The 21614-nt window shown below is 62.7% G+C and carries 18 protein-coding genes; 6 read left to right on the forward strand and 12 right to left on the reverse strand.

Annotation, left to right across the window (positions count from 1 at the left end):
• Positions 1–72 precede the first annotated feature (72 nt).
• Complete coding sequence (locus G6N35_RS12235) at positions 73–888, reverse strand: enoyl-CoA hydratase/isomerase family protein (protein ID WP_163804491.1); 816 nt, start codon at positions 886–888, stop codon at positions 73–75.
• Positions 872–2479, reverse strand: coding sequence for a class I adenylate-forming enzyme family protein (locus G6N35_RS12240; RefSeq protein ID WP_163804492.1), 1608 nt, complete (start codon positions 2477–2479; stop codon positions 872–874). The genes G6N35_RS12235 and G6N35_RS12240 overlap by 17 nt, the downstream gene beginning before the upstream one ends.
• A gap of 522 nt (positions 2480–3001) precedes the next feature.
• On the opposite strand from G6N35_RS12240, the gene G6N35_RS12245 reads away from it, so the two are divergent.
• A complete protein-coding gene (locus G6N35_RS12245) occupies positions 3002–4213 on the forward strand; it encodes a cytochrome P450 (RefSeq protein WP_246224291.1) in 1212 nt (403 codons plus the stop codon).
• Positions 4214–4295: 82 nt separating this feature from the next.
• Here the strand turns inward: G6N35_RS12245 and G6N35_RS12250 are convergent, their stop codons facing one another.
• The 10 genes from G6N35_RS12250 to G6N35_RS12295 form a co-directional block, all read right to left on the reverse strand.
• Positions 4296–5111, reverse strand: a complete 816-nt coding sequence (locus tag G6N35_RS12250; protein ID WP_163804493.1) for a mycofactocin-coupled SDR family oxidoreductase — start codon at positions 5109–5111, stop codon at positions 4296–4298.
• A gap of 83 nt (positions 5112–5194) precedes the next feature.
• Positions 5195–5650: a CAP domain-containing protein gene (locus G6N35_RS12255; protein ID WP_163807638.1), complete on the reverse strand. Its 456-nt coding sequence runs from the start codon at positions 5648–5650 to the stop codon at positions 5195–5197.
• Positions 5651–5796: 146 nt separating this feature from the next.
• Positions 5797–7239, reverse strand: a complete 1443-nt coding sequence (locus tag G6N35_RS12260; RefSeq protein ID WP_163804494.1) for an MCE family protein — start codon at positions 7237–7239, stop codon at positions 5797–5799.
• A 1-nt stretch (position 7240) separates the two neighbouring features.
• Positions 7241–8365 carry an MCE family protein gene (locus G6N35_RS12265; RefSeq protein WP_163804495.1) on the reverse strand — a complete coding sequence of 375 codons (1125 nt, stop codon included), beginning with the start codon at positions 8363–8365 and terminating at the stop codon, positions 7241–7243.
• Positions 8362–9720: an MCE family protein gene (locus G6N35_RS12270; RefSeq protein ID WP_163804496.1), complete on the reverse strand. Its 1359-nt coding sequence runs from the start codon at positions 9718–9720 to the stop codon at positions 8362–8364. The genes G6N35_RS12265 and G6N35_RS12270 overlap by 4 nt, the downstream gene beginning before the upstream one ends.
• The gene (locus G6N35_RS12275) at positions 9717–11072 is read right to left on the reverse strand and encodes an MCE family protein (protein WP_163804497.1); all 1356 of its coding nucleotides are present in this window, start codon (positions 11070–11072) and stop codon (positions 9717–9719) included. Before G6N35_RS12275 ends, G6N35_RS12270 begins: the two co-directional genes overlap by 4 nt.
• Positions 11069–12097 carry an MCE family protein gene (locus G6N35_RS12280; protein WP_163804498.1) on the reverse strand — a complete coding sequence of 343 codons (1029 nt, stop codon included), beginning with the start codon at positions 12095–12097 and terminating at the stop codon, positions 11069–11071. The genes G6N35_RS12275 and G6N35_RS12280 overlap by 4 nt, the downstream gene beginning before the upstream one ends.
• A 25-nt stretch (positions 12098–12122) precedes the next feature.
• Positions 12123–13472, reverse strand: a complete 1350-nt coding sequence (locus G6N35_RS12285) for an MCE family protein (protein WP_163804499.1) — start codon at positions 13470–13472, stop codon at positions 12123–12125.
• Between the two features lie 5 nt (positions 13473–13477).
• Positions 13478–14329 carry an ABC transporter permease gene (locus G6N35_RS12290; RefSeq protein ID WP_163804500.1) on the reverse strand — a complete coding sequence of 284 codons (852 nt, stop codon included), beginning with the start codon at positions 14327–14329 and terminating at the stop codon, positions 13478–13480.
• A complete protein-coding gene (locus tag G6N35_RS12295) occupies positions 14326–15096 on the reverse strand; it encodes an MlaE family ABC transporter permease (protein ID WP_407664619.1) in 771 nt (256 codons plus the stop codon). The genes G6N35_RS12290 and G6N35_RS12295 overlap by 4 nt, the downstream gene beginning before the upstream one ends.
• A gap of 849 nt (positions 15097–15945) precedes the next feature.
• Between G6N35_RS12295 and G6N35_RS12300 the strand changes: the two genes are divergently transcribed.
• The 5 genes from G6N35_RS12300 to G6N35_RS12320 all read left to right on the forward strand — a co-directional run bounded on the left by G6N35_RS12300 (position 15946) and on the right by G6N35_RS12320 (position 21613).
• A complete protein-coding gene (locus G6N35_RS12300) occupies positions 15946–16527 on the forward strand; it encodes a nuclear transport factor 2 family protein (RefSeq protein WP_163804501.1) in 582 nt (193 codons plus the stop codon).
• Positions 16528–16672: 145 nt separating this feature from the next.
• Positions 16673–17845 (forward strand): thiolase family protein, encoded by a 1173-nt coding sequence (locus tag G6N35_RS12305; protein ID WP_163804502.1) that lies wholly within the window; start codon positions 16673–16675, stop codon positions 17843–17845.
• A gap of 114 nt (positions 17846–17959) precedes the next feature.
• Positions 17960–18691: a PaaI family thioesterase gene (locus G6N35_RS12310; protein ID WP_220098505.1), complete on the forward strand. Its 732-nt coding sequence runs from the start codon at positions 17960–17962 to the stop codon at positions 18689–18691.
• Positions 18692–19174: 483 nt separating this feature from the next.
• Positions 19175–20680 (forward strand): aldehyde dehydrogenase family protein, encoded by a 1506-nt coding sequence (locus G6N35_RS12315; protein WP_322790600.1) that lies wholly within the window; start codon positions 19175–19177, stop codon positions 20678–20680.
• 108 nt (positions 20681–20788) lie between these two features.
• Complete coding sequence (locus tag G6N35_RS12320; protein WP_163804504.1) at positions 20789–21613, forward strand: HpcH/HpaI aldolase/citrate lyase family protein; 825 nt, start codon at positions 20789–20791, stop codon at positions 21611–21613.
• The last annotated feature ends 1 nt before the right edge of the window (position 21614 follow it).

A 21614-nucleotide genomic window follows, 5' to 3' on the forward strand; every position in this document is an offset into this window, starting at 1 on the left:
AGCCAATGCTTGGCAGCTACGAGAACTATTCGACTGTTTCTTCGCTGGCATGCGCGGTCCCGCTCGGCCGCACTACCGCGCCACCGACGTGCTCTGGTCAGTCTGCCCGGTGCCCTCGGCACGAGCAGCCAATTTCCGGACAATCTCGGCATATTCAGGTGATGCGAGAGTTGCCTGCTCAGCGAATGCCGCGACATCGAGCGCGCCGACAAGTTGGCGTTCAAGATGAGTGTTGATGGCACGCTTGGTGTCTTGCAACGCCCGCACTGGCTGTTTGGCCAATCGGCCGGCCAATGTGAGGGCTTTGGGCATGAGGTCGCCTGGTGAGCAGACCTCACTGGCAAGCCCTATCCGGTATGCCTCGTCGGCCGGGATCTTGTCCCCGGTGAGCAGATAGCGCTTTGCCGCCGGCAGCGACATCACCGCGGGCCACACCGCCGCTCCCCCATCCCCGCACGCCAGCCCTATCCTGATGTGCGGGTCAGCGATATAGGCACTGTCGGCGATGAGAATGATGTCGGTAAGGATCGCGAGGTTCGCCCCCAGCCCAACGGCTGGACCGTTGATCGCGGCGATGATGGGGGCTGGAAAGCGGACCATCTCGGTGATCAACTCCCGGGCCCGCCGCATCATGCTCGCCGGCGCGGTCGGATCTTGACTGTTGTCGAGCATCCGATTGAAATCGCCTCCGGCACAGAATGTCTCACCAGCCCCCGTGACAATCACAGCGCGCACACGGGCGTCGAGTGCCAACTCTTCCCAAACGCTCTGCAGTCGCAGATGCAGGGGAAGGTTGACGCCGTTGGACTGCTCGGGTCGATTCAACGTGAGGACACATACCCCGTCCTCACGAATGTCGACCAGCAGGCCTTCAGAGCTTTGAACCATGAGCCTCTTTCGTTGCGCTGGAATTGGACAGTCGCCCACGCAGGTCAGCCTTGCGGATCTTGCCGGTGGCGGTCCGCGGGAATTCCTCCACAACGACCCATTGGCGCGGAACCTTGAAGCTTGCCAACCTCGCTCTGCCGAAGGAAACCAGATCGGCGGTGTCCACCTGACAACCGGGGGCAGGCTGTACGAATCCGGCGGGAACCTCGCCCCAGCGGGAGTCAGGGGCAGCGACAACGGCGACGTCGACGACGCTGTCATGCTGCCGAAAAACCCGTTCGACTTCCTCCGGGTAGATGTTCTCTCCGCCGCGGATGATGACGTCGCGGGCGCGACCATGGGAAGAAACGTATCCGGTGGCGTCCATCGCGCCGAGATCACCGGTATACAACCAGCCCTCGGAATCGACGACTTGGGCTGTCTCCATAGGCTGCCCGAAGTATTCGACCATCCGCATCGCGGAGCGAGTACAGATCTGCCCGACTTCGTCGTCATCAGCCGTCGACCCGTCCGAGCGGGCGATCCGGACGTCGCGCCCGGGCAGCGGCCTTCCCAGCCGCGTTGCTTTCATCTCGAGGGGATCATCGCGTCGAGTCTGCAGCACCGCCGGCGCTTCACTTTGTCCGTAGGTCACCACACAACGGACACCGAACCCTTCTTCGATCGAGCGAATAGTCTCCGGCGAGACATCGGCCCCGCCACCCATCACGGTGTGAAGTCGAGGAAGCTGCTCCCGGCTGAATTCCGGCTGCTCGAGGAGGTCGAACAGAACGGTCGGCACCGCCGCCAACACTGTCGCCTCTGTTTCAGCCAATAGCCGAAGGAGCAGACTCGGCTCGTAACTGGCCATCAGCGCAACCGACGCGCCGACCGCGATCGTGCCGAGCACGATGGTGATCGAACCACCGACATGGAACAGCGGTGCCGCGGTGGCCAATACGTCCCCGGCGCCGTGACCCCAGTCCCTACACCAGATCGCCCCGGCGTTGAGGGCCGACTCGTGAGTGTGCAGTGCCCCCTTGGGCCGTCCGGTCGTGCCAGAGGTGTACTGGATGATGAAGGGATGGTCAGACTTGACCGGTGATATGTCCGCTCCCCCTCGCACCTCCTGTGCCCAGCTGGACAGATTCAGCACGACCAGCGGGTCAGAACGCGTCGCCGCCAGCGCGCGCATCCGCTCTTCAAGCCGTTGGCCGCGGTAGCTCTCGACGGTGAGCACAACGCGGGCCTGGGTGAGATCAAGGATGTGCTCGACCTCATCGTCGGGCATGGCCGGATTGATCGGCACCAGAACCGTTCCCGCCAGGGCGGACCCGAGCTCGACCAGTAGCCACTCACGTGAATTCGGCGCGAACACCGCGACCGCGTCGCCGGGGGCCGCCAGGCTCAACAGCGCGCTGGCGCGCTCGCGCGACGCGGCATATAACTCCCGGTAATTCAGCGTCGTGATCGTCCCGGCCGCATCCATCCAGTGCAGCGCGGGGTGATCACCGCCTTCGTCGGCACGGCGACGTAAGACCTCGCCGATGCTTCCCGTGATCCAGTCCGCGACAGGGTCGCGCAACCACAGCGCAGTGGCTTCGGCTTTCACGTATACCGATCCTCCCGAAAGATTGCGTGCCTGCTGCTCTGACTACTGACGCGCACCAGCCCCGGCGTCGTGAATAGAGTATCCTCCATTCACCCTAGATCGAAATGGTGTGATTGACGACACAGGGCATCTCGCGACCCCCTCGGAATTCCTCGAGTATCGCCGACCACGCGGCCTCCACCCTGCACCTCCCCGGCATTTGCGCACGTCAATCAGCCTGGATAAGTGCCATCATCGGTTGGACAGCAGCAGATGCCCCGCACTGAACCCTCCCGCGTTGGGCGAGATCGCCAAACCACGGCTGGGCAGACGGCGAAAAGAGTACTCTCTGGTGGGCTTTCTGTAGGCCGTTGGTGCTTGCACCGGTCCTGTGATCGGAGTAACCTCCAGATCAAATTCAGTGCAATGATTACCCACACAATGCCGACGATGAGTGATGGCGGTCACGGAGCCGGAGGCCCGCGTGCGCGCCAATACAGTCGTCCGGCGCAGCGACGCATCACGAGATCCAGGAGAGTGACAATGACGAGTGGCGAGCTGATGGACACCGCGAAAGAGCCTTTCGATTTCCGCTTGTCCGAGTACGCGCGGGTGACCGATGCGTTGACCCATCCCCAGCCGTACTTGGCAGAGAAGGTGGCGACCACCCGGTTCGAGCGAATCGAAGAGGGAGTGGTGTACCTCTACCGTCACGAGGACATCATCAAGGTCAACCGTGACCCCCGGATTCTCGGAGTCGGCGGGCGGGGCAGCGCATTCGGAGCGCCCTCCCCGCTGATCCCACTCGAGATCGACGGCGCTGACCACGTGAAGTGGCGCAAGTTGATGGATCCGCTTTTCGCCCCCAAGCAGGTGGCCAAGCTCGAAGACTCGATCCGCGCGCTCACAGCCGAACTCGTCGACCAGTTCGCAGCCCAGGACGTCGTCGAAATGTACACACAGTTCTGCGTGCCGTTGCCGTGCCTCACGTTCCTGCGGCTTTTTGGTGCACCGGCTGAAGATCTGCCCTTCTTCCTGTCCTACACCGAGAACATGCTCCGTCCTGCCGGCGACACCGCCGAGGAAAAGAAAGAGGCCATGGTCGGTGCGGCCGGGCAACTCATCGCCTATTTCCACGACCTCCTTGCCAAGCGGCGGGCAGAGTCGCCGAAGGATGACGTTCTCGGCACCTTGATGGCGGTCGAGATCGACGGGGCTCCGGTCAGCGACGAAGAACTGCTCAACGTCATCATGTTGTTGATGTTCGCCGGACTGGACACCGTCACATCTTCTGTGTCGCTGATGATCGACTGGCTCGCCCGCAACCCGGAACAGCGCCAGCGCGTCGTCAGCGACCCCTCGCTGCTGCGCGGCTTCGTCGAAGAGATGCTCCGCTACGAGAGCCCCGTTCCCATCGGAACCCGTTATCCCACAGAGGATGTCGACCTTGGCGACGGACTTGTACTCAAGGCCGGCGAGGCCGTCGTTGCTTCGTGGGCGACGGCGAATCTCGATCCGGCAGTCCACACCGACCCGTTGACGGTGAACATCGACAGACCTCGCCACATGCATATCGCGTTCGCGAGCGGCACCCACCGCTGCCTCGGTTCGAACCTCGCCCGCATGGAGCTACGGGTGGCTCTCGAGGAGCTCCACAAGAGAATGCCCAACTACAGCATCGCCCCCGATGACGAGGTTCGCTACGCCAACGTGCCCGTTCGGGCTGCCGAGTACCTTCCGCTGGTTATCCACTGACCTGCAGCTGCCGCGACCACCAGAAGCGAGCGAAACGCCCGGCCATCCAAGGATGGCCGGGCGTTTCGCCTATTGCCGACTCTCACACCTTGGTAGCTCCCATGTCCATCGTGAACTGCGTACCAGTGACGGACCGGGCCAAATCCGATGCCAACCACACCACGCCGTTGGAGATATCGTCCGGGTCAGCTATCGGCACCGAATGCAGGATGCTGGCGTACCAGGCGCCGTAGCCGGGGTGAGCACTGAGCGCCTCCGCCATTTTGGGGTCCTCGACCATGGTCGTCATCACTCCCCACGGATGGATCGAGTTCACCCGGATGCCGTACTCGCCGAGCTCCGCGGCAGCTGCCTTCGTGAGCCCGACGACGCCATGCTTAGCAGCGCTGTAATGGGCCTGAGCTGGAAGTGATTTGATACCGGCGACCGAACTGACAGTAATGATGGAGCCGCCGTTGCCAGCCGCAATCATGTGCGGTACAGCCGTCTTCAGAGTTCGCCAAACTCCGGTCAGATTGATGTCGATCATCTCTAGCCACTGATCGTCGGGCATCTCCCAGAATCGGTTCCAGTTGCTGATGCCGGCGTTCGCAACCACGACGTCCAGCCGTCCGCCGAACTCAGCGACCGCACTGGACAAGACATCGTCCATCGCAGCCGAATCCCGCACATCCGCAGTCGCGAGGACGAACACGGCTCCCTCCGCACGCAGCAGCCCATCTGTCTCCTTCAGGTCCGCCGCCGCGGCAGGGCGATATCCGTTGTATTCACTAACCGGCCCTGCGATGTCGATCCCGATCACCTTGGCGCCTTCGCGGGCCAGCCGGATCGCGTGACTGCGGCCCTGTCCACGTGCGACTCCGGTGACGAAAGCGACCTTGCCGTCCAACAATCCCATCCGAGATTTCCCTTCTGTGTGCTCACCAGTTCATTGAGAGTCGACATGGTGCTGGGAGAGCGCATGACACGTCGAAAGAACGATCAGGATGTGCGAGGCTGGCCGTACACGGCCACAACCACCGAGCGGTCCAGGCTGTTCTCTGACCACACCCCGATCTGAGTATTGGCACAGGTGGACATGGTCGCGAGATAGTCAGGCCGAGAGAACCACTGTCTCAGGACGTCAATCCCGTTGATCGCCAGCGCCGGATTGATCGCCACCGTCTCGCTGACAACACCCAGATAGCCGGCGGCGCGGGCGCGGTCCTGCACTGTCGAGCCGTCGGAGCCGATGTCACCGTCCAGCGCGTGATTTGCCAGGAGGTCGTCGCTGTGCCACTGGGCCGCCAGCCGCAGCTGTGGATCACTCGTCACATTGTTCGAACATCCGTGTTGATGCTGCACTGTGTATACGTTCGCCACGACAGAGTCATTCAGCCGCTTGTTGTCGGCCCGCGCAGCGGGTGAGACCCCCAGTGCCGCAAGCGACACCAGCATTGCGACGCCGACGATGCCGGAAAGCCGACGAATCACGTTGGACCTCTCACTATCTGAGACGTCGGAGATCAGTCCGACCACGGTGGAATGGAACACCAGACACGCCAGCGTCGGCCCGTCTTTCTACGGCTCGACTCATCGGCGCGTCAGGGCAGCGGCGACGGCATCAGCATGGACTGCCACGTGTGCTCCTTGGGGCCTTCGGCGGCGAGATTGGTCTGGGTGTAAGCCTTCCCGTCCGGTCCGATGAAGGTGCCCGTCGCTGGGTCATATTGCGCTGCAGCGATCCCAGGCACCGGAGGCGCCGGCGAGGCCGGCGAGGGCGGCACCTGAGGAATATCCTGCCCGGACGAGGTCGCGTTGGGATCGCCTTTCCAGTTCATCCCGTCGTTGAGAGGCACGTAGGGCTCATCGCTCTCGCACTCTTTGACCGTGGCGGCACGTTTACCCGGCCTTGTCTCGCACGGGATGTTCCGCGCACCGCGAACATTCCAGATCGAGTCCTGCGGTCTGCGGCAGTAGACCTCACCGGCAGGACGATCAGGAACGTCGAGCGCGGAGGGCGGACGCATTTGTTGGGCGGGCAAGAAGCCGGTGGTGCAGGGCGGCGGTAGGTTGATGTTGAGATTGAAATCCAGGAACAACCCTGGGTGCTTGCTGTTCTTGTTGGCCACCAGCCCGCCTTGCATCATCGCGACGGCCTGCGGAAGGAGCACCAGCAATTGTTCGATGTCGGCCTGGTAGACCACGGCCACGTTGCCCAACGTGACCATGTTGGCAAGGATCACCGGCAGAGTTGGCTTCAGCCGGTCGACAAGAGCGCGGGCATCCTCGGCGGCCGATCCCCCATGCGCCAATATGCCCGATACCGCCGGGTCCTGCGTTTGAAGTTGGCCGGTGATGGAAGCGAGGTGTGACGCCCACGCCTGGATGGAATCCGAGGAGTCAGCCTGCGCATCCAGCACCGGGGCCGCGTTGTCGACAAGGCCGGTAAGGTCACCGATATTCTCCTTGGCGCCGGTGGCGAGCGCCGTGGCACTACTGACAAAGCGGGAGAACTCCGGCCCCAGACCACCGAATGCCGTGTAGCTCTCATCGATCAGGGTCTTGAGATTGTCATTCGGAATGGCCTCGAGGCCTCTGTTCGTCGCGTCGAGCAATCCGTTCAGGTTGGGCGGAACGCTCGTTCGACTCACCGGTATGACGTCACCGTCCTTCAAAGGTGGCGATGCGCCATCCTGCGGAAGCAACGCAACATACTGCTCGCCGACAGCATTCTGGCTGTGGACTTCAGCTTTCAGGTCACTGGGAATCGCAATCCCCGACTTCAGACTCAGCTCGGCTTGCACGCCGGTCTCCGTCAGATGCACCGACGTCACACGCCCCACCTCGGTGCCTCGGTAGGTGACATTGCCGGTGGCATAAAGATTTCCCGATTGCGGCAGCTCCAAGCTCACGGTGTAGCGGCCCGCGCCGAACAGTAAGGACGGCAGGTGCATGTAGTTCAGTCCCACTGCCACAGTTGAGGCGAGGGCGATCACGATGAACACCACGATCTGGATCTTGACGGTTCTGGTCAGCTGGTCCATCTCACCGCCCCTGATTCCAGTTGTAGGGAGCGACCAGCGGATTGCCCGCGGTATACGGACTCGGCAACTGACCGATGGTTCGGCCCCACTGCATCTCGAGCTCCGTCAACTTGCCCTCCCACCGTGTGCCGGTGAAGAAGTCCGCATCAATGCGGCTCAGGGTCAGGTCGATGGTGGCAGTCAGGTTCGCATAGTCACCACGGACCCACTTCTCGAGCGTCTCGACCGGCCACGGAAATGTGGCAAGCGTGCTCAGTGAGTGCGGGAAAGCCTTGCCCGCATTGCCAAATGACTCGAGCACCGGTGCGAGCTGTCGAAGCTCGTTGACCAGGTTGTCCTTGCTTCGGTCCAGTTGATCGGCGCTCAATGCGCTGAGCTGCCCGAGTCGGGTGACCGCATCCGTGAGGTGCTCGCGTTGCTGTTTGAGGGTTTCCAATGCACCGGGTGCAGTCTGCAGCGCCTTCTCCAAGACTGGCTTGGCAGCAGCGAACTGGCCGGAGACGTTGTTCAGACTCGTAGTTGCCTTGATGATGTCGTCGGTCTGGTCGTTGAGGTACCCGACAAACTCATTCATCTGTGCGAGCAACTGCCGTGCGTCCTGTTCCCGACCGGTCATCGCGGTACTCAGCGACTGCGTGATGTCCTGAATATTGCCCAGGCCACCTCCGTTGAGCAACAACGACATCGCAGACAGCGTCTGTTCTGTCGTGGGTGAGGCCTTTGCCGAGGACAACGGAATCAGCGACCCCTCGTGAAGTCGCCCTTCGGGCGCGACCCCCTTGGGCGCGGACAGCTCGACGTGAAGTGAGCCCAGCAGGCTGGTCTGACCCAGACTCGCGACGGCGTTCGCCGGAAGATCCACGTCTCCTGAGAGCCGAATGGTGAGCAGTGCGTGCCGGTCCTGCAACTGCACCCTGGTCACATTGCCGACCGTCACATCGTTCACGCGAACCCGAGAATTAGGCTCGATATTCACCGCGTCCGGTAGCTGCACCTGAATGCTGTAGGACCCCGGACCACCGCCCGCCGTACCCGGCAACTTGAGCGAGTTCACCCCACGCCACTCACAGCCCGTCATGAGGGCCGACGTGACCACAAGCAATGCAACAACGCTGCGCAGTCTCATGAACCCCCTCCAGCGGGCAGCATCATCCCGGCCAAACCGGAGTTGGGATCGGTCTGCGCGGGCTCGCCCGCGGTTGGCGTCGACGCCTCGGCCGCACCCGGCATGGGGGTGGGCGACGGAACATCCGGCGCAGCAGCCGGTTGCGGTGTCCCTTCGTAGAAGTCACGGACCCGACCTGCCTCGGTCAGCGGGCGCAGCCAGTCCTCACTGAAGGTCACCTCGTTGGGGCGCGCCTGCGCACCGACGAACGGATTCGCACCGAACGGCGGGAAGTTGAATTGGCGGTTCTTGACTATCGGCGCCAAGTACTGGACACACAGCTTCGCTGCCTGCTCACTGCCCAGGCGGGAAGCAGCTTGGATTGCCCCACACAGGAACTGGATGGGATTGGAGAAGTTGTTCACAGCCAGTGCGCCGGTCAGAGCGCCGCCTGCGGGCTCGTAGATCGATGTGAAGTTGGCCAACGAGTTGGGCGCGACATGAAGTAGCTGTTTGATGTCGTCGATGCTCTCGATGAGCGCCTGGGTCACCGGTGCGAGCTTGTCGGCCGCTGCGCCAACGGCCTCCCGATTGTCGGCGACGAACCGCTGCGCCTTCACGACAACGTCGTTGAGATCCTTTACCGCGCCGGCCACTTCATTGGGATCGTTGTCGAATACGCCCGTGACAGCCGCGAAATTGTCGTTGAGTTGCCGTATGACGTCGTTGGTAGTATTCAGCGCAGCGACCAAGGTGGAAAGGTTCTTCACCGAAGCAAAGATGTCGTCTTTGTGATCTCCGAGGGCCGAAAACACCTGGGAGGCCTGAATCAATGCCTCGCGGATATTGGCGCCCTGACCACGCACGTTATCGGCCGCGGTATTGATGAAGCTGCCCAAGGTGCTCACCCCACCGGGCTCAGTGGGCTGCAGAGCTGCTGTCAGCTTCTCCAGTTGCTTGCGCAAGTCGTCCCATTCCATCGGTACCGCCGTGCGCTCTCGGGGTATCACCGCGCCGCTACTCAGCACAGGCCCGCTGCTGTAGGTGGGCGTCAGCTGAATGGCTCGGGCCGATACCAGGGCCGGAGTCAAGATCACGGCATTGACGTCAGCGGGAACTCTGTACTTGTTGTCGAGTGAGAAGGTGATCTTGGCATCCAGCGGTTGCGGTTCGATCTTGTCGATCTTTCCCACTCGCACTCCTGCGATGAGCACATCGTCACCGACGTAGATCCCGTTGCTGTTGTCGAAGTATGCGACCACGACAGTCTGGTCGCCGGACCCCAGCACCCGCCAGGCCATGAACCCGCCAACAGCGAGCGTGGCCGCGAGAACAGCGGAAAGAGCCATCCTGGCAGTAGTTCTCGTCAGTTTCATCGACCCTCCTCCGACGCCGGCTGCTGTGGACTCGGTGCCGAAGCGGTTGCCTGCGGCGTGGCCGGGACCTCATTGGGGGCCGGCTGGAAGACGGGCTGAGGTCCAGTCGGATCAGTGGCACCGCCGACGGAGGGCGCTGGTTGTGCCGGCGGACCGGGCGGTGGCCCACCCGGTGGCGGAGCCGGCAGGGGTTCGCGATACGGGTAGCGCGGATCACCCGGCTTGCCGGTGATCGCGTCAGGCAGGTTGAGATGCGGCTCGCCGCCCTGACCGGTGCGGGGGAAGGGCACCGGCAATGCCGGGGTTGCTTGCTGCCCCGTCTGCGGATCGACCAGCTGGGACGGCAGCAGTGTGCTCGGGTCCAGACCCAGGTCAGAGAACGCTGCATCGACGAACGGCTGGATGAACTGCCCTGGCAGCAGATTGACCAAGTAGGCGTTGAAGAACGGGCCCGAGCTCACGGATTCACCGAGCGACAACGCATACGCGATGTTCAGCTTGATGGACCGCTGCAAGTCCTGCTTATGCTTTTCGATCACGGCCAAGACTGTGTTCAGCTTGTCCAGCATGGGCGGCAACTGCGTTCTGTTGTCGTCGATCACCGTCGAGAGTGCCCGCGCCATCGCCGAGATATTGGTCGAGATCTGGTCCAGCGCGCCGCTTTGTGCCCGCAACTCGGTAAGAAGGGCGTTCCCGTTCCGGACCAAACCAACTATCTGATCGGTGCGTTGGCGCAGCACGCCGGTGGCTGTGTGGGCACTGCTGAGCAGGTTCCGCAACTGCTCATCACGATTGTTGATCGTCTGCGACAGCCGCGACACACCGTCGACTGCTGCGCGTAGTTCGGGCGGTGTGTTCTGGAAGACCTCTGACAGTGTCTTCAGCGAGTCGGAAAGCTCGTTGGTGTTGAGCCCGCTGATCGTCTTGGTCAGATCGCCGAGCGCGGCGGGCAGAAGGTACGGAGAAGTCGTGCGCTCCAGGGGAATAGTGGCGGCCAGGGCGCCCGTACCGCGAGGAGTGATGGCCACAACCTTTGTCCCCAGCAGCGTCTCGGTCTTGATGGCAGCCTCGGTACGGTCCCCCAGTGAGATGTCTCGACTAACGGTGAACTCGACGCGGGCCTTGCTCCCGTCAAGGGAGACAGCCGTGACCTTACCGACCTTCGATCCGGAGACCTCGACGTCGGCACCGGTTCTCAGGGCTGCTGCATCGGCGAAGTAGGCGCTGTAGGTGCGTTCTCCGCCGAGAAACGGCAACTTGTCGTAGGTCAGGCCGAAGAGGACCAATGCCGCGATGACCGCGATCGACACCGCTCCGATGATGATCGGATTTCGTTCTGAGAACCGTTTCATTGCGGCGTGCACCGTCCCGTGGTCTGACTGGCGATCTTCACGTAAACCGGTTGTCCACCTTTACCGTTGACCTTGAGGACCATGTCGCAGAGGTAGAAGCTGAAGAAATCGCCGTAAAGGCCCTGGCGCGCCAGCAATTGATACTTCTCCGGCAACGCTTTGAGGATTCCGTCCAGGTAGTCGCGTTCGGATGCGACGGCTCCGCTGGCCCTGTCTAGTTGCACAATCGTGTTGTTCAACGGCTCACGAGCCTGGGTCAACAGGTCTGCCAGGGACCCGGCGGCCGAGTTGATGTAGGCCAGTCCATTGCTCACCTCCTGCTTGCGATCGGCCAGCTTCTGAACCAGTTGGGCGATGGAATCTACGGCAGAGTCCATCTGCTTGCTCTGGCTGCTCAACGTGCCGAGCACGGTGTTCAAGTTGTCGATCACCTGCCCGATAAGCTGATCACGGTCGGCCAAAGTGCTTGTCAAAGAGGCAGTTTGAGTCAGAAAGGCGTCAATGACGTCACCTTGGCCTTGTAGCACCTGAATCAACTGGCCGCTCAACGCATTCACCTGGTCGGGGTTCAGTGCTTTGAACAGAGGCCGGAAGCCGCCGATCAACGCGTTGACGTCCAGTGCCGGCTCGGTGCGGTCCAAGGGGATGGTTGACCCAGGATTGAGCCTCTTCAGACCGCCAGGACCCGCGTCGATGGCCAGGTACCGGTTACCGACCAAGTCCTGGTACCGAACCACCGCACGGTCACCATCGGTGAGGACAACTGAGGAGTCCACTCCGAACTGGACCATGACAGTTGAGTCCCTCTGCACCTGAATAGTTTTGACCTTGCCGACCTCGATGCCCGCGATGCGCACGAAGTCACCTTCGCGCAGCCCACTCACGTTGGCGAACAGGGCGTTGTAGGTCTTGTGCGAATCGAACCTGATCTGTCCGAACACCGCGACGATGGCGAAGATGCCGAGGAAACACAGGAGCAGGAACGCGGCGACTCGCCACAGTGTGCCCCGAAGGTCTTCCTTCATCGTCTTCTTCCTCCTATCACGGATGTCATGGCACCGCCGGGCCGGGTGGGGGTGGCCCCGCCGGTCCGGGCGGAGGCGGCCCGGCAGGGTCGGCGGGTGCAGGCGCCGCGAACGGCAGCGGGCCGGTCGGCGGTGTGACGAGGCCCGGTGACGGCGGACCGACACAGCGATAGGTGTCCGGCTGGGGCACCGCCCTGGTGACTGGGAAGTAGTTTCCGAAGCAGGGATGGCCGAGGCCCGGGTTCGGCCGGATATCCATGCCTGTCCCCCAACCGGTGTTCGTGACCAGTTGTCGTACCGGGAAGTTCTTCGACACATCCGGTAGCGATCCACAGCCGGGCTTACCGCCGGGGCCACCCTTGGCAGCGACGATCGGCAGGTTGTCCGGGTAGACGTAGGGATCCTTGCCGGGCAACAGGCCGGCATCCGCCATGATCGAGTGGCCATTGAGCCCACCACCGACAACGTAGGCATCTTGCAGGTAGACCTGGCTGCCCACCAACAGGCAGGTGTACTCCGGGTTGTACTTCAGCAGCAAGGAGGTGGTGGGCTCCAAGATGTTGATGGCCCCAGGCAGTGTCTCGGTGGTCTGTCCAAGCAAGTCGACGCCTGATTGCGCGAATCCAGCGGCGCTGAGCAGCAATCGATCGAGATCACCAGCATGTGCGGTGATCGTGGCGCTCGTCGTCGTCACAGCTTGCAGGGTCCTGATGAGATCGGGCGCCGCATTCGCATATGTGTCGCTGGCGTCGGCGAGGGACCGGAAGTCCTGTCGGATCGTCCCATTGCGCACGTTCAGCGCGGCCAAGACTTCGTTACCATCGCTGATCGCCTGTCCGATCGCCGGGCCCTTCCCACGGAGGCCTTCTGCGAAAGTGCTCAGCACTGCATTCAGCTTGGCGGGATCCACGTGGTGCAACACGTCGACCAGGTTCTCGAACACGGTGTTGACCTCTGTTGCGACATTGTTGGACCGCACGACTGCGCCGGCGGCCAACCGCGCCGCGCTCGGATTGCTCGGATAGAGCAACTCGACGTACTTCGGCCCGAACGCCGTACTGGCGGTGATCTGAGCCTGGACGTTGGCCGGAATGTATTTCAGCTCGGCGGGGTCGATGTCGAGGGCAAGGCTAACCGGCTTGTCGCCGCCGGTCACAGCCTTCACCTGGCCGATCTGCACTCCGCGCATCTTCACCGGGTTTCCCGGTTCCATCGACAGCCCGGACCGCTCAGCGGTGACGGTTATCGGCGCGTATGTCGTGAAGTCTCGGTTGTAGATGGCCCACGACGTCGCGATTCCCGCGACGATAGCGACGACCAGACCGAGGGCCCACCAGCCTGGTGCGATTCGGTACTCACCTTTGCGGGGATGCATGCCGATCACCCGGAGAAGTGGAAGTTGCCGGTGGGGCCGTAAATAGCCAGCGACACGAAGAGATTCGCAAACACAGCGAAGACGAGCGAGGTACGCACCGCCCGACCAACGGCCTCACCCACCCCGGCTGGGCCACCGGTCGCGTTGTAGCCGTAGTACGTGTGCACCAGCATGACGATGACGGCCGACACGATGACCACCGCGAAGGACCACAGCAGGTCGACAGGATTGAGAAAGGTGTTGAAGTAGTGGTTGTACACACCAGGAGATTGCCCGTACAGGATGGTGGTGAATTTCGCCGCCCAGTAGGACGTGAGCACTGAGACGCAGAACAACGGAATGACGACGATCACCCCGGCCAGGACCCTGCTCGAGGCAAGGTAGGCAATGGAACGCACTCCAATCACCTCGAGTGCGTCGATCTCCTCGTTGATCCTCATCGCCCCGATCTGAGCCGTTGCACCCGCGCCGATTGTGGCGGCCAGGCCGACCGTGGCGATCAGCGGTGCAGACAGCCGCGTATTGACAAAAGCCGCAGTAAATCCCGTGAGTGCGTCGAGCCCGACCGTCAGCAGTGAGTTGTAACCCTGTACCGCGGTCACCGCGCCGGCGAACATCGTCAGGAAGGCGACGATGACCACAGTGCCGCCGATGAGTAGCAATGCACCGGTCCCCAGGCTCATTCCCGCGATCGCCCGGATCAACTCGATACGGTAGTTCACAACGACGTCGCCGATGGAAGTCATTGTCTTCGCGTAGAACTGGGCTTGCTTGCCCAGATTGTTCCAGTCCTTGGCGAGGCTCTTACCCCACCGCTCGACTCGCCCGAATCGGCGGCTCGGAGATCCGGCGCTCATCGTGCGGTGACCTTGATGCCGATTACCGTGGCGAGCACGTTGATAACAAAGAGAGCCATGAACGTGTAGACCACCGTTTCATTGACCGCGTTGCCGACGCCCTGAGCACCGCCGCCCACCGAAATACCCTTGTAGCAAGCCACCAGGCTGGCAGCCAACCCGAACATCAACGCCTTGACCATCGCCACAATCACATCGGGCAGACCGACCAGGATCGTCAGGCTTGCGGCGAAGGCGCCCGGAGTGACGTGCTGGACGAACACCGAGAACAAGAAGGAGCCGACGAGACCGACCATGGTCACCACCGCATTGAGCATCACCGCGACCAGAGTGCCGGCCAACACCCGGGGAACCACCAGCCGCTGAATCGGATCGATGCCAAGCACTCGCATCGCATCCAGTTCCTCCCTGATCGTCCGCGACCCCAGGTCCGCACACATCGCAGTGGCTGCAGCACCTGCAACCACGACGACCGTCACGATCGGACCAATCTGATTGACCGAAGCAATCGCTGCGGCCGCCCCGGAGCCGTCACGCGCGCCGACCTCGCCCAAGAGAATGTTGAGCATGAACACGACCAACGTCGTGAACGGGATGGCCAGCAGAGTCGTCGGCAACAACGAGACGCGGGCGACGAACCAGGTCTGGAGAACGAACTCTCGGAAGGCGAAGGGTCGTCTCGGAATCGCCACCAGAGTGTCGAGCGTCATGGCGAAGAACTCACCGACCGCTCGCACGGGCTTGAGCGCAGTGGCAGGCACCGTCATCGACATGGACAGGCCCGCTCACAAGTACCTGACATCAGCACGTTGTCCTTCTGCTGTAGCACCACCATGACCTGGATCACCCTCGACAGATGGTGTGCTCCAGGTCGCATTGCGGCTGAAGAGTACACTATAAAGGGAATCGCCAGCAAGGTTCCGTCGAATAGCAGATCGCTCATCGATTACCGCAGGTGGTCGGCCATTGAGCACGCATTTTCAACCACGCTTGCCAACGTGCGCCGCTCGCGACCCGAGTCTTCCACGGGGCAGTCCGACGCTCTCTCATGAGGGGTGTTGACCTGGTACGGAAGTGGTCTCTCCGAGGCTATTTGGGTTGCCCTGTCCTGAGTCAAACGATCTCAGGACAGCCACCGGGAATCTCTGTTTGCTCATTGATCCACAATTATCGTGGCCTAATTCCGCCCCCAAAATCGAGGCTAGGGAATTGCCATATTGGACGACTGGAATGGGTATCGTGGCGGCCAACAATGGCTCCGGGGATACGTGTACATATTCGCCGAACCGTCAACACAGGGCGGTTGTCACCCGACATCAGCGGGTCCGACGATCGACAGAACAGCACGCCAGCGCGGCGAAAGCCACTGTGCCATAGCTATTCGTCAGCTCCCAATGCCAGCCGGTCCTGCGCGACGCGAGCTTGATCTCGGAAGCGATCAAACCGATCCAATAAGTGCACTGATATGGTTGCCTCGTTAATTAGTAGCCTCAAAAGGGTGTACAACAGCCTGCGACGTCACTTCGGAACGGACTCGCCGGTAGCGACCCCGAAGTCACGTACCGTCGAGACGACGAGAGGCTGATCAACATGTCGGCCATTGCGACGGAGGAATCATGACCCAGGCACCGAACCACGATCTTGCCAAGCGGATTCAGGTACTCGAGGACCAGCTCGAGATCCAGCAGCTCGCCGTCCGATACGCGACTGCGGTAGACGCCCGTGACATCGACCAGTTGCTAGAGCTATTCGTGCCCGACGTCCGGGTGGGCCGGGGTCGCTCGGGCCGTGATGAGCTACGCGCGGTCCTCGAACCCCAGCTGCGACTGTTCTACCGGTCCATCCACCTGATCTGCGGCCACCGGGTGATTCTCCAGGACGAAGACCGGGCGATCGGAAACGTGTATTGCCGGGCCGAGCACGAAGTAGGCCAGCGCTGGGTCGTGATTCCGGTGCGGTACGACGACGAGTACCGAAAGGTCAACGGCGCCTGGCACTTCAGCGCGCGGCGCGACCACCATTGGTACGAAGCCGACGTACTGGACCGACCTCAGTCCGTCGCCTTCCACGATTGGCAGTCAGCTCCGCCGCGGCCGTCGCTCCCCGAGAGCTCACCGAAGTGGGAAGCGTTCTGGCACGGTGTCGACACGTCCGGACTCACGACTCAACCCGTCATCGGCGAAGCCAAGGACCACTAGCCCCGACACCGCTGACAGGCTCGTCCCATCGGGGCACCGCGGAAGATGCGATCCAGCCAGGGCGACCCCTATAAAGGATACTGTATAGCGTATAGTCTGTCGGCGACCGCTTAACGCGTTGACAAGATCGAACCGTGGGAGTGACGTGTCACAACGATCCAAAGCATCCATACTCGCCGTCGGCCGCAGCGCAATCGGTACTGCGCGCAAGGGCACGCTGGCCAACATGCCGGCCGCGGAGATCGCAAAACCGGTGGTGTCGGCCGTCATCGAACGGTCCGGCCTGTCCTCCGCCGAGATCGACGACTTCGTCCTCGCCGAAGTCATGCAGGGCGGGGGCGACTCAGCCCGCTACATCGCGGTCGACCTGGGTCTCACCGCTATCCCGGGTCTGGCAGTAAACCGGCAGTGTGCGTCGAGTTTGTCCGCGGTGGCCATCGGGGCCGCGCAGATCGCCTCGGGTATGAGTTCGGCAGTGCTCGCAGGCGGCATGGAATCGCTGTCGACGACGCCAGTCGTGCGGAAGCGTAAACCGTTCACGGTCGACGAATACGACGACCCATGGCTCTCCTTCTCTCATCCGCCGACCCCTGATGCACCGGCCATGGACATGTCGATCACCGTGGCCCACAACTGCAATGTGCAATATGGAATCTCGCGAAGTGATCAAGACGAGTGGGCGGTTCGCAGCCACCAGCGAGCGGTCAGAGCGCGCGAAGACGGGTTCTTTGCGGAGGAGATCGTGCCCGTCGAGGTGCCGCAGGCCGACGGATCCACAGTCTGGTTCAGCGCCGACGAGCACCCCCGACCAGGCACCACCATGGAGGCCCTCGGCGGTCTGAAAGTGCTGCACCCGGAGATCCCCGACTTCAGCGTCACCGCAGGCAATTCGTCCGGCATGAACGATGCCGCGGCAGTAGTCGCCCTGGCCGGCGCGGATCATCCTGAAGCGCTCGCGCACGTCCTGTCGTGGGCTCAGGTGGGCGTTGCTCCCAATCGCACCGGGAGCGGGCCGATCGAAGCCATCCCGAAGGCACTCGCGCTGGCCGGGCTCACCCTGAAGGACGTGAGCGTCTTCGAGATCAACGAGGCCTTTGCCGCCCAGGCCGTCGCCTGTACCAGAGCACTCGATCTGGACGAAGAGATGGTCAACGTCTACGGCTCCGGAATCAGCCTCGGTCACCCGATTGCCGCCACCGGAGCTCGCATGGTGGCCTCATCCATTTACGAGCTCCGCCGTCGCGGCGGCGGAGTCGGAGTTGTGTCCATGTGCGCGGGTGGCGGTATGGGGGCGGCCATGGTGATCGAGGTTTCGTGACACACGATGACCGAGACTCATGAAGCGAGCAATGACCTCGACAAGCTCAGCACCGTACAGTGTCGGTTCGGAATACAGCGGACGTCCATCGATCGACGGAATTCGTTGGCCACCATGGAAATGCCGCTGACGGGACTTTGGGATCCGGAAACCGAGGAGCCGACGCTGGCTCCGTTGGCTGTCCTGGTCGATGCCGTGGGCGGCACGGTGAACCACCTGCCGTACGAGCAGAAATTCTGGACCGTATCCACGGAACTGAGCCTCATCATGACACCGGGCGTCGACTGGGCGCTGGCGAAATCCGTCCGTGCCACAGCGGGGCTCATTCGGGCAGACGATTCGATGGCACTCTCGAGGTGCCAGATCTACGCAGGTTCGACGCTGCTCGGAGAGGGTTCGGTTCGCTCGCTGACGATTCCGGCAGGCGTGGTTCCGCAGACCCCGCCACCACCATTCAGCGATGACGACACGGGCACCCGACGCGCATTGTCACAACGGCTCGCCTTGTCCCTGCGGTCAGTTGGCGACGGAGCGGCTGTCCTAGCTCAGGAGTGGAATCCGCTGTTGACCAACGTCATTGGCACAGTCCATGGCGGAGTGGTCGCCGCCGCCCTCGAACTCGCCGGAACAACCGCGGTGAATGCTGGTCAGGTGCCGCAGTTTCGGACGTCTTCAATGACGGTGCACTTTCTCGCAGCGCTGGCGGGTTCCGAACGGAACCGGGCCGAGGCCATGTACGAGGCTTCGGTGATCCACAAGGGTCGCCGAAGTGCAGTGATCGACGCGCGCGCCAGGGGCGCCGACGGAAGAGTTGCCACCATCGCGAGACTGAACGCCTACCGCTGAGGGGCCTTCAACTTGGAGATGGCGCGCGTGATTCGACTGCTGCACAACGAAATAGCAAAGAGAGTGCCCAGTCGTCGGAGGTGGCTCAACAGATATCCAGCGTGATCCGAGCCCGATATCTCTATCCGACGGGTCACGTTACGGTGTATATTACTGGTTCTGGAAGGCCGCTAGACCGCTACCGGTGCTCGGATCGCGCCGACGCGGTTGACCTCTGGTGGTCGCTGAGCCGCGTCGAACAAGGAGATATCTTCTAACGCATTACCCATTGTCCGCGCGGTGTGCGGGGTGTTAGCGTCCCACTCGGATGTGCACCAGCATCCGTTGGCTACCAGTAGTTCTCGTCGCGAACAAGCTTGCTCGGCGCGGTCAGGGATCGCTCGGCAGCGAGGGCCCACGGCCTGAGTGCATACAGCGCAGACGTTTACATCGGCGCCACCGTGGGGCGCCAGTCAGTTTCCGACCCAATCCCAGGAGTGTTCCGTGGCCACTGAAGCAATGACCGCCACCGCAGAGGTCGACCGGTCTCCGATACCCGTGCACCTGCACATTGGTGAGCGGGTGTTGGACCGGGGTACCGGCGGCACGTTCCAACGCCATGACCCGGTTACCGGGCAAGTGCACGCGGAGATCCCGCTCGCCGGCGCGGCCGATGTCGATGCCGCGGTGCGGGCCGCACACGAGGCCTACCTGAGCTGGCGTCGGGTGCCTGCCACCGAGAAGCGTCGACTACTCCTTCGCCTTGCCGACCTGTTCGAGGAGAACCAAGCCGAATTTGGGCGTACGGTCACACTCGACTGCGCCATGCCGTACATGCCGGTGGTACCGATGGTGTCCGACTGGATCAGGTACTACGCCGGTTGGGCCGACAAGCTGACCAGCGAAGTGGTTGCCTCGCCGATGGCAGGTGGCGAGTTCTCCTACACACTCGGACAGCCCTACGGCGTCGTCGGGGTGATCCTCACGTGGAATGGCCCCATCGGTTCGATCGGCATGAAGGTTCCAGCCGCACTCGCGGCCGGCAACACGGTCGTCATCAAGCCGCCGGAGGTCGGTCCCTTCGGAGCCGAGGTCTTCGCCAGAATCGTGAAAGAGGCCGGCTTCCCACCAGGGGTCGTGAACATTCTGCCGGGCGCCGCCGAGGCTGGTCAGGCCCTGGTCGATCACCCGTTGGTCAAGAAGGTCACCTTCACCGGAGGCACCGCCACCGGCCAACGCATCCTCCAATCGTGCGCGACGTCCATGAAGCCTGCGGTCCTGGAACTCGGCGGAAAGTCGGCCAATCTCGTGTTCGAGGATGCCGACCTCGACATCACCTGCCCGCATGCCGCCATGATGTCCGTCGGCTTCCTCTCAGGACAGGGATGTACGTTCCCCACCCGTCTGCTTGTTCAGCGTCCGATCTACGACGAGGTGATCGAACGCGTTGCAGCAGTCGCAAAGAGCTTCCCGATCGGCGATCCCTGGACACCCGGAAACGTGGTCGGGCCGGTTATCAATGCGGCCGCGGTCGATCGCATCCTGGCAACGATCGAACAAGCCAAGAACGACGGGGCCCGGCTCGTCACCGGCGGTAACCGCGTCGGTGGTGAATTGGCGACGGGCTACTACATCGAGCCCACGATCTTCGCCGACGTCGACCCATCGTCACATCTCGCCCAGCACGAGGTGTTCGGTCCGGTCTTGGCAGTAACGCCCTTCGACACCGAGGAAGAAGCGATCGCCATCGCCAACGGCACAGCCTACGGCCTAGCCGCCTACATCAGCACCCGGGATGTTGCCCGGGCGCATCGGGTCGCCGATGAATTGGTTGCGGGTGAGATCCTCGTCAACGGCTCGCAGAACCTGCTCGTCAACCGCCCCTTCGGCGGGTTCGGACTGAGCGGTATGGGTAAGGAAGGCGGCCGCCGAGGCATCGAAGAGTTCCTGCGCCTCAAGGGAGTTGGGATGAAGGTTGGCAACGGTGGAGCATTCAGCTTTCTGGCCTGACGGGCGCAGCAGGGGCCGGGACGCCACACCGCCCGAAGCGACGACCGTGCACGAAAGGATGTGACTCGTGACCGTCGTAGTCCGGTCCTTGCCTGCCGGGGACACCCGATGAACCACATCAGGAGCTACCTCTACGTCCCCGGTGATCGCCCGGATCGGTTGGCCAAGGCCATGTCTCGGGGAGCTGACGCGCTGATCGTCGACCTCGAGGACGCCGTGCCTTCGGCGTCCAAGGCCGATGCGCGACGCAACGTGGCCGACTGGCTTGCCGGACTCGGCTCGACCCACACTCCGGTGTGGATCCGTGTCAACGCCGGACCTGAGCGCAATGACGACATTCGGGCGATCGCCGATGCACCGCACGTGACTGGGCTGGTACTGGCCAAAGCTGACTCTCCGGGCGATGTCGAAGAGGTCGCCGACCAATTGAGCGGGATCGGTTCACCGCTCCGGCTGGCGCCACTCATCGAATCGGCCGCCGGCGTACTGGCAGTCAGGGAGATCGCCGCGGCACCGCGGGTGGAGGTGCTCCACCTAGGGGAACTTGATCTCGCCGCCGACATCGGAGCCTCCCCGGGAGCCGATGGCGCAGAACTGCACCACAGCCGGTCGATGGTGGTGCTGGCGAGTCGGGCAGCTCAGATCTCCCCTCCCGTTGCGCCAGTGGACGCCGTCATCGACGACCTCGCCCATTTTCGGGCGACCACTGAGGCGCTCGCCAGAATGGGCTTCGTCGGGCGAGCCTGCATCCACCCCGCGCAGGTGGCCGTCGCGCAGGAGGTGTTCACCCCCAGCGCGGATGACATCGCATGGGCCCGTGAACTACTCGAGTCGGAGAAATCGAGCACCCACGGTGCGCGGCGCGGCCGCGACGGCCGCATGGTGGACGAGGCAGTCCTGCGGCGCGCCCGCGCTCTTTCCCAGTGGAGCTAGC

This window comes from Mycolicibacterium anyangense (assembly GCF_010731855.1).
GTDB lineage: Bacteria > Actinomycetota > Actinomycetes > Mycobacteriales > Mycobacteriaceae > Mycobacterium > Mycobacterium anyangense.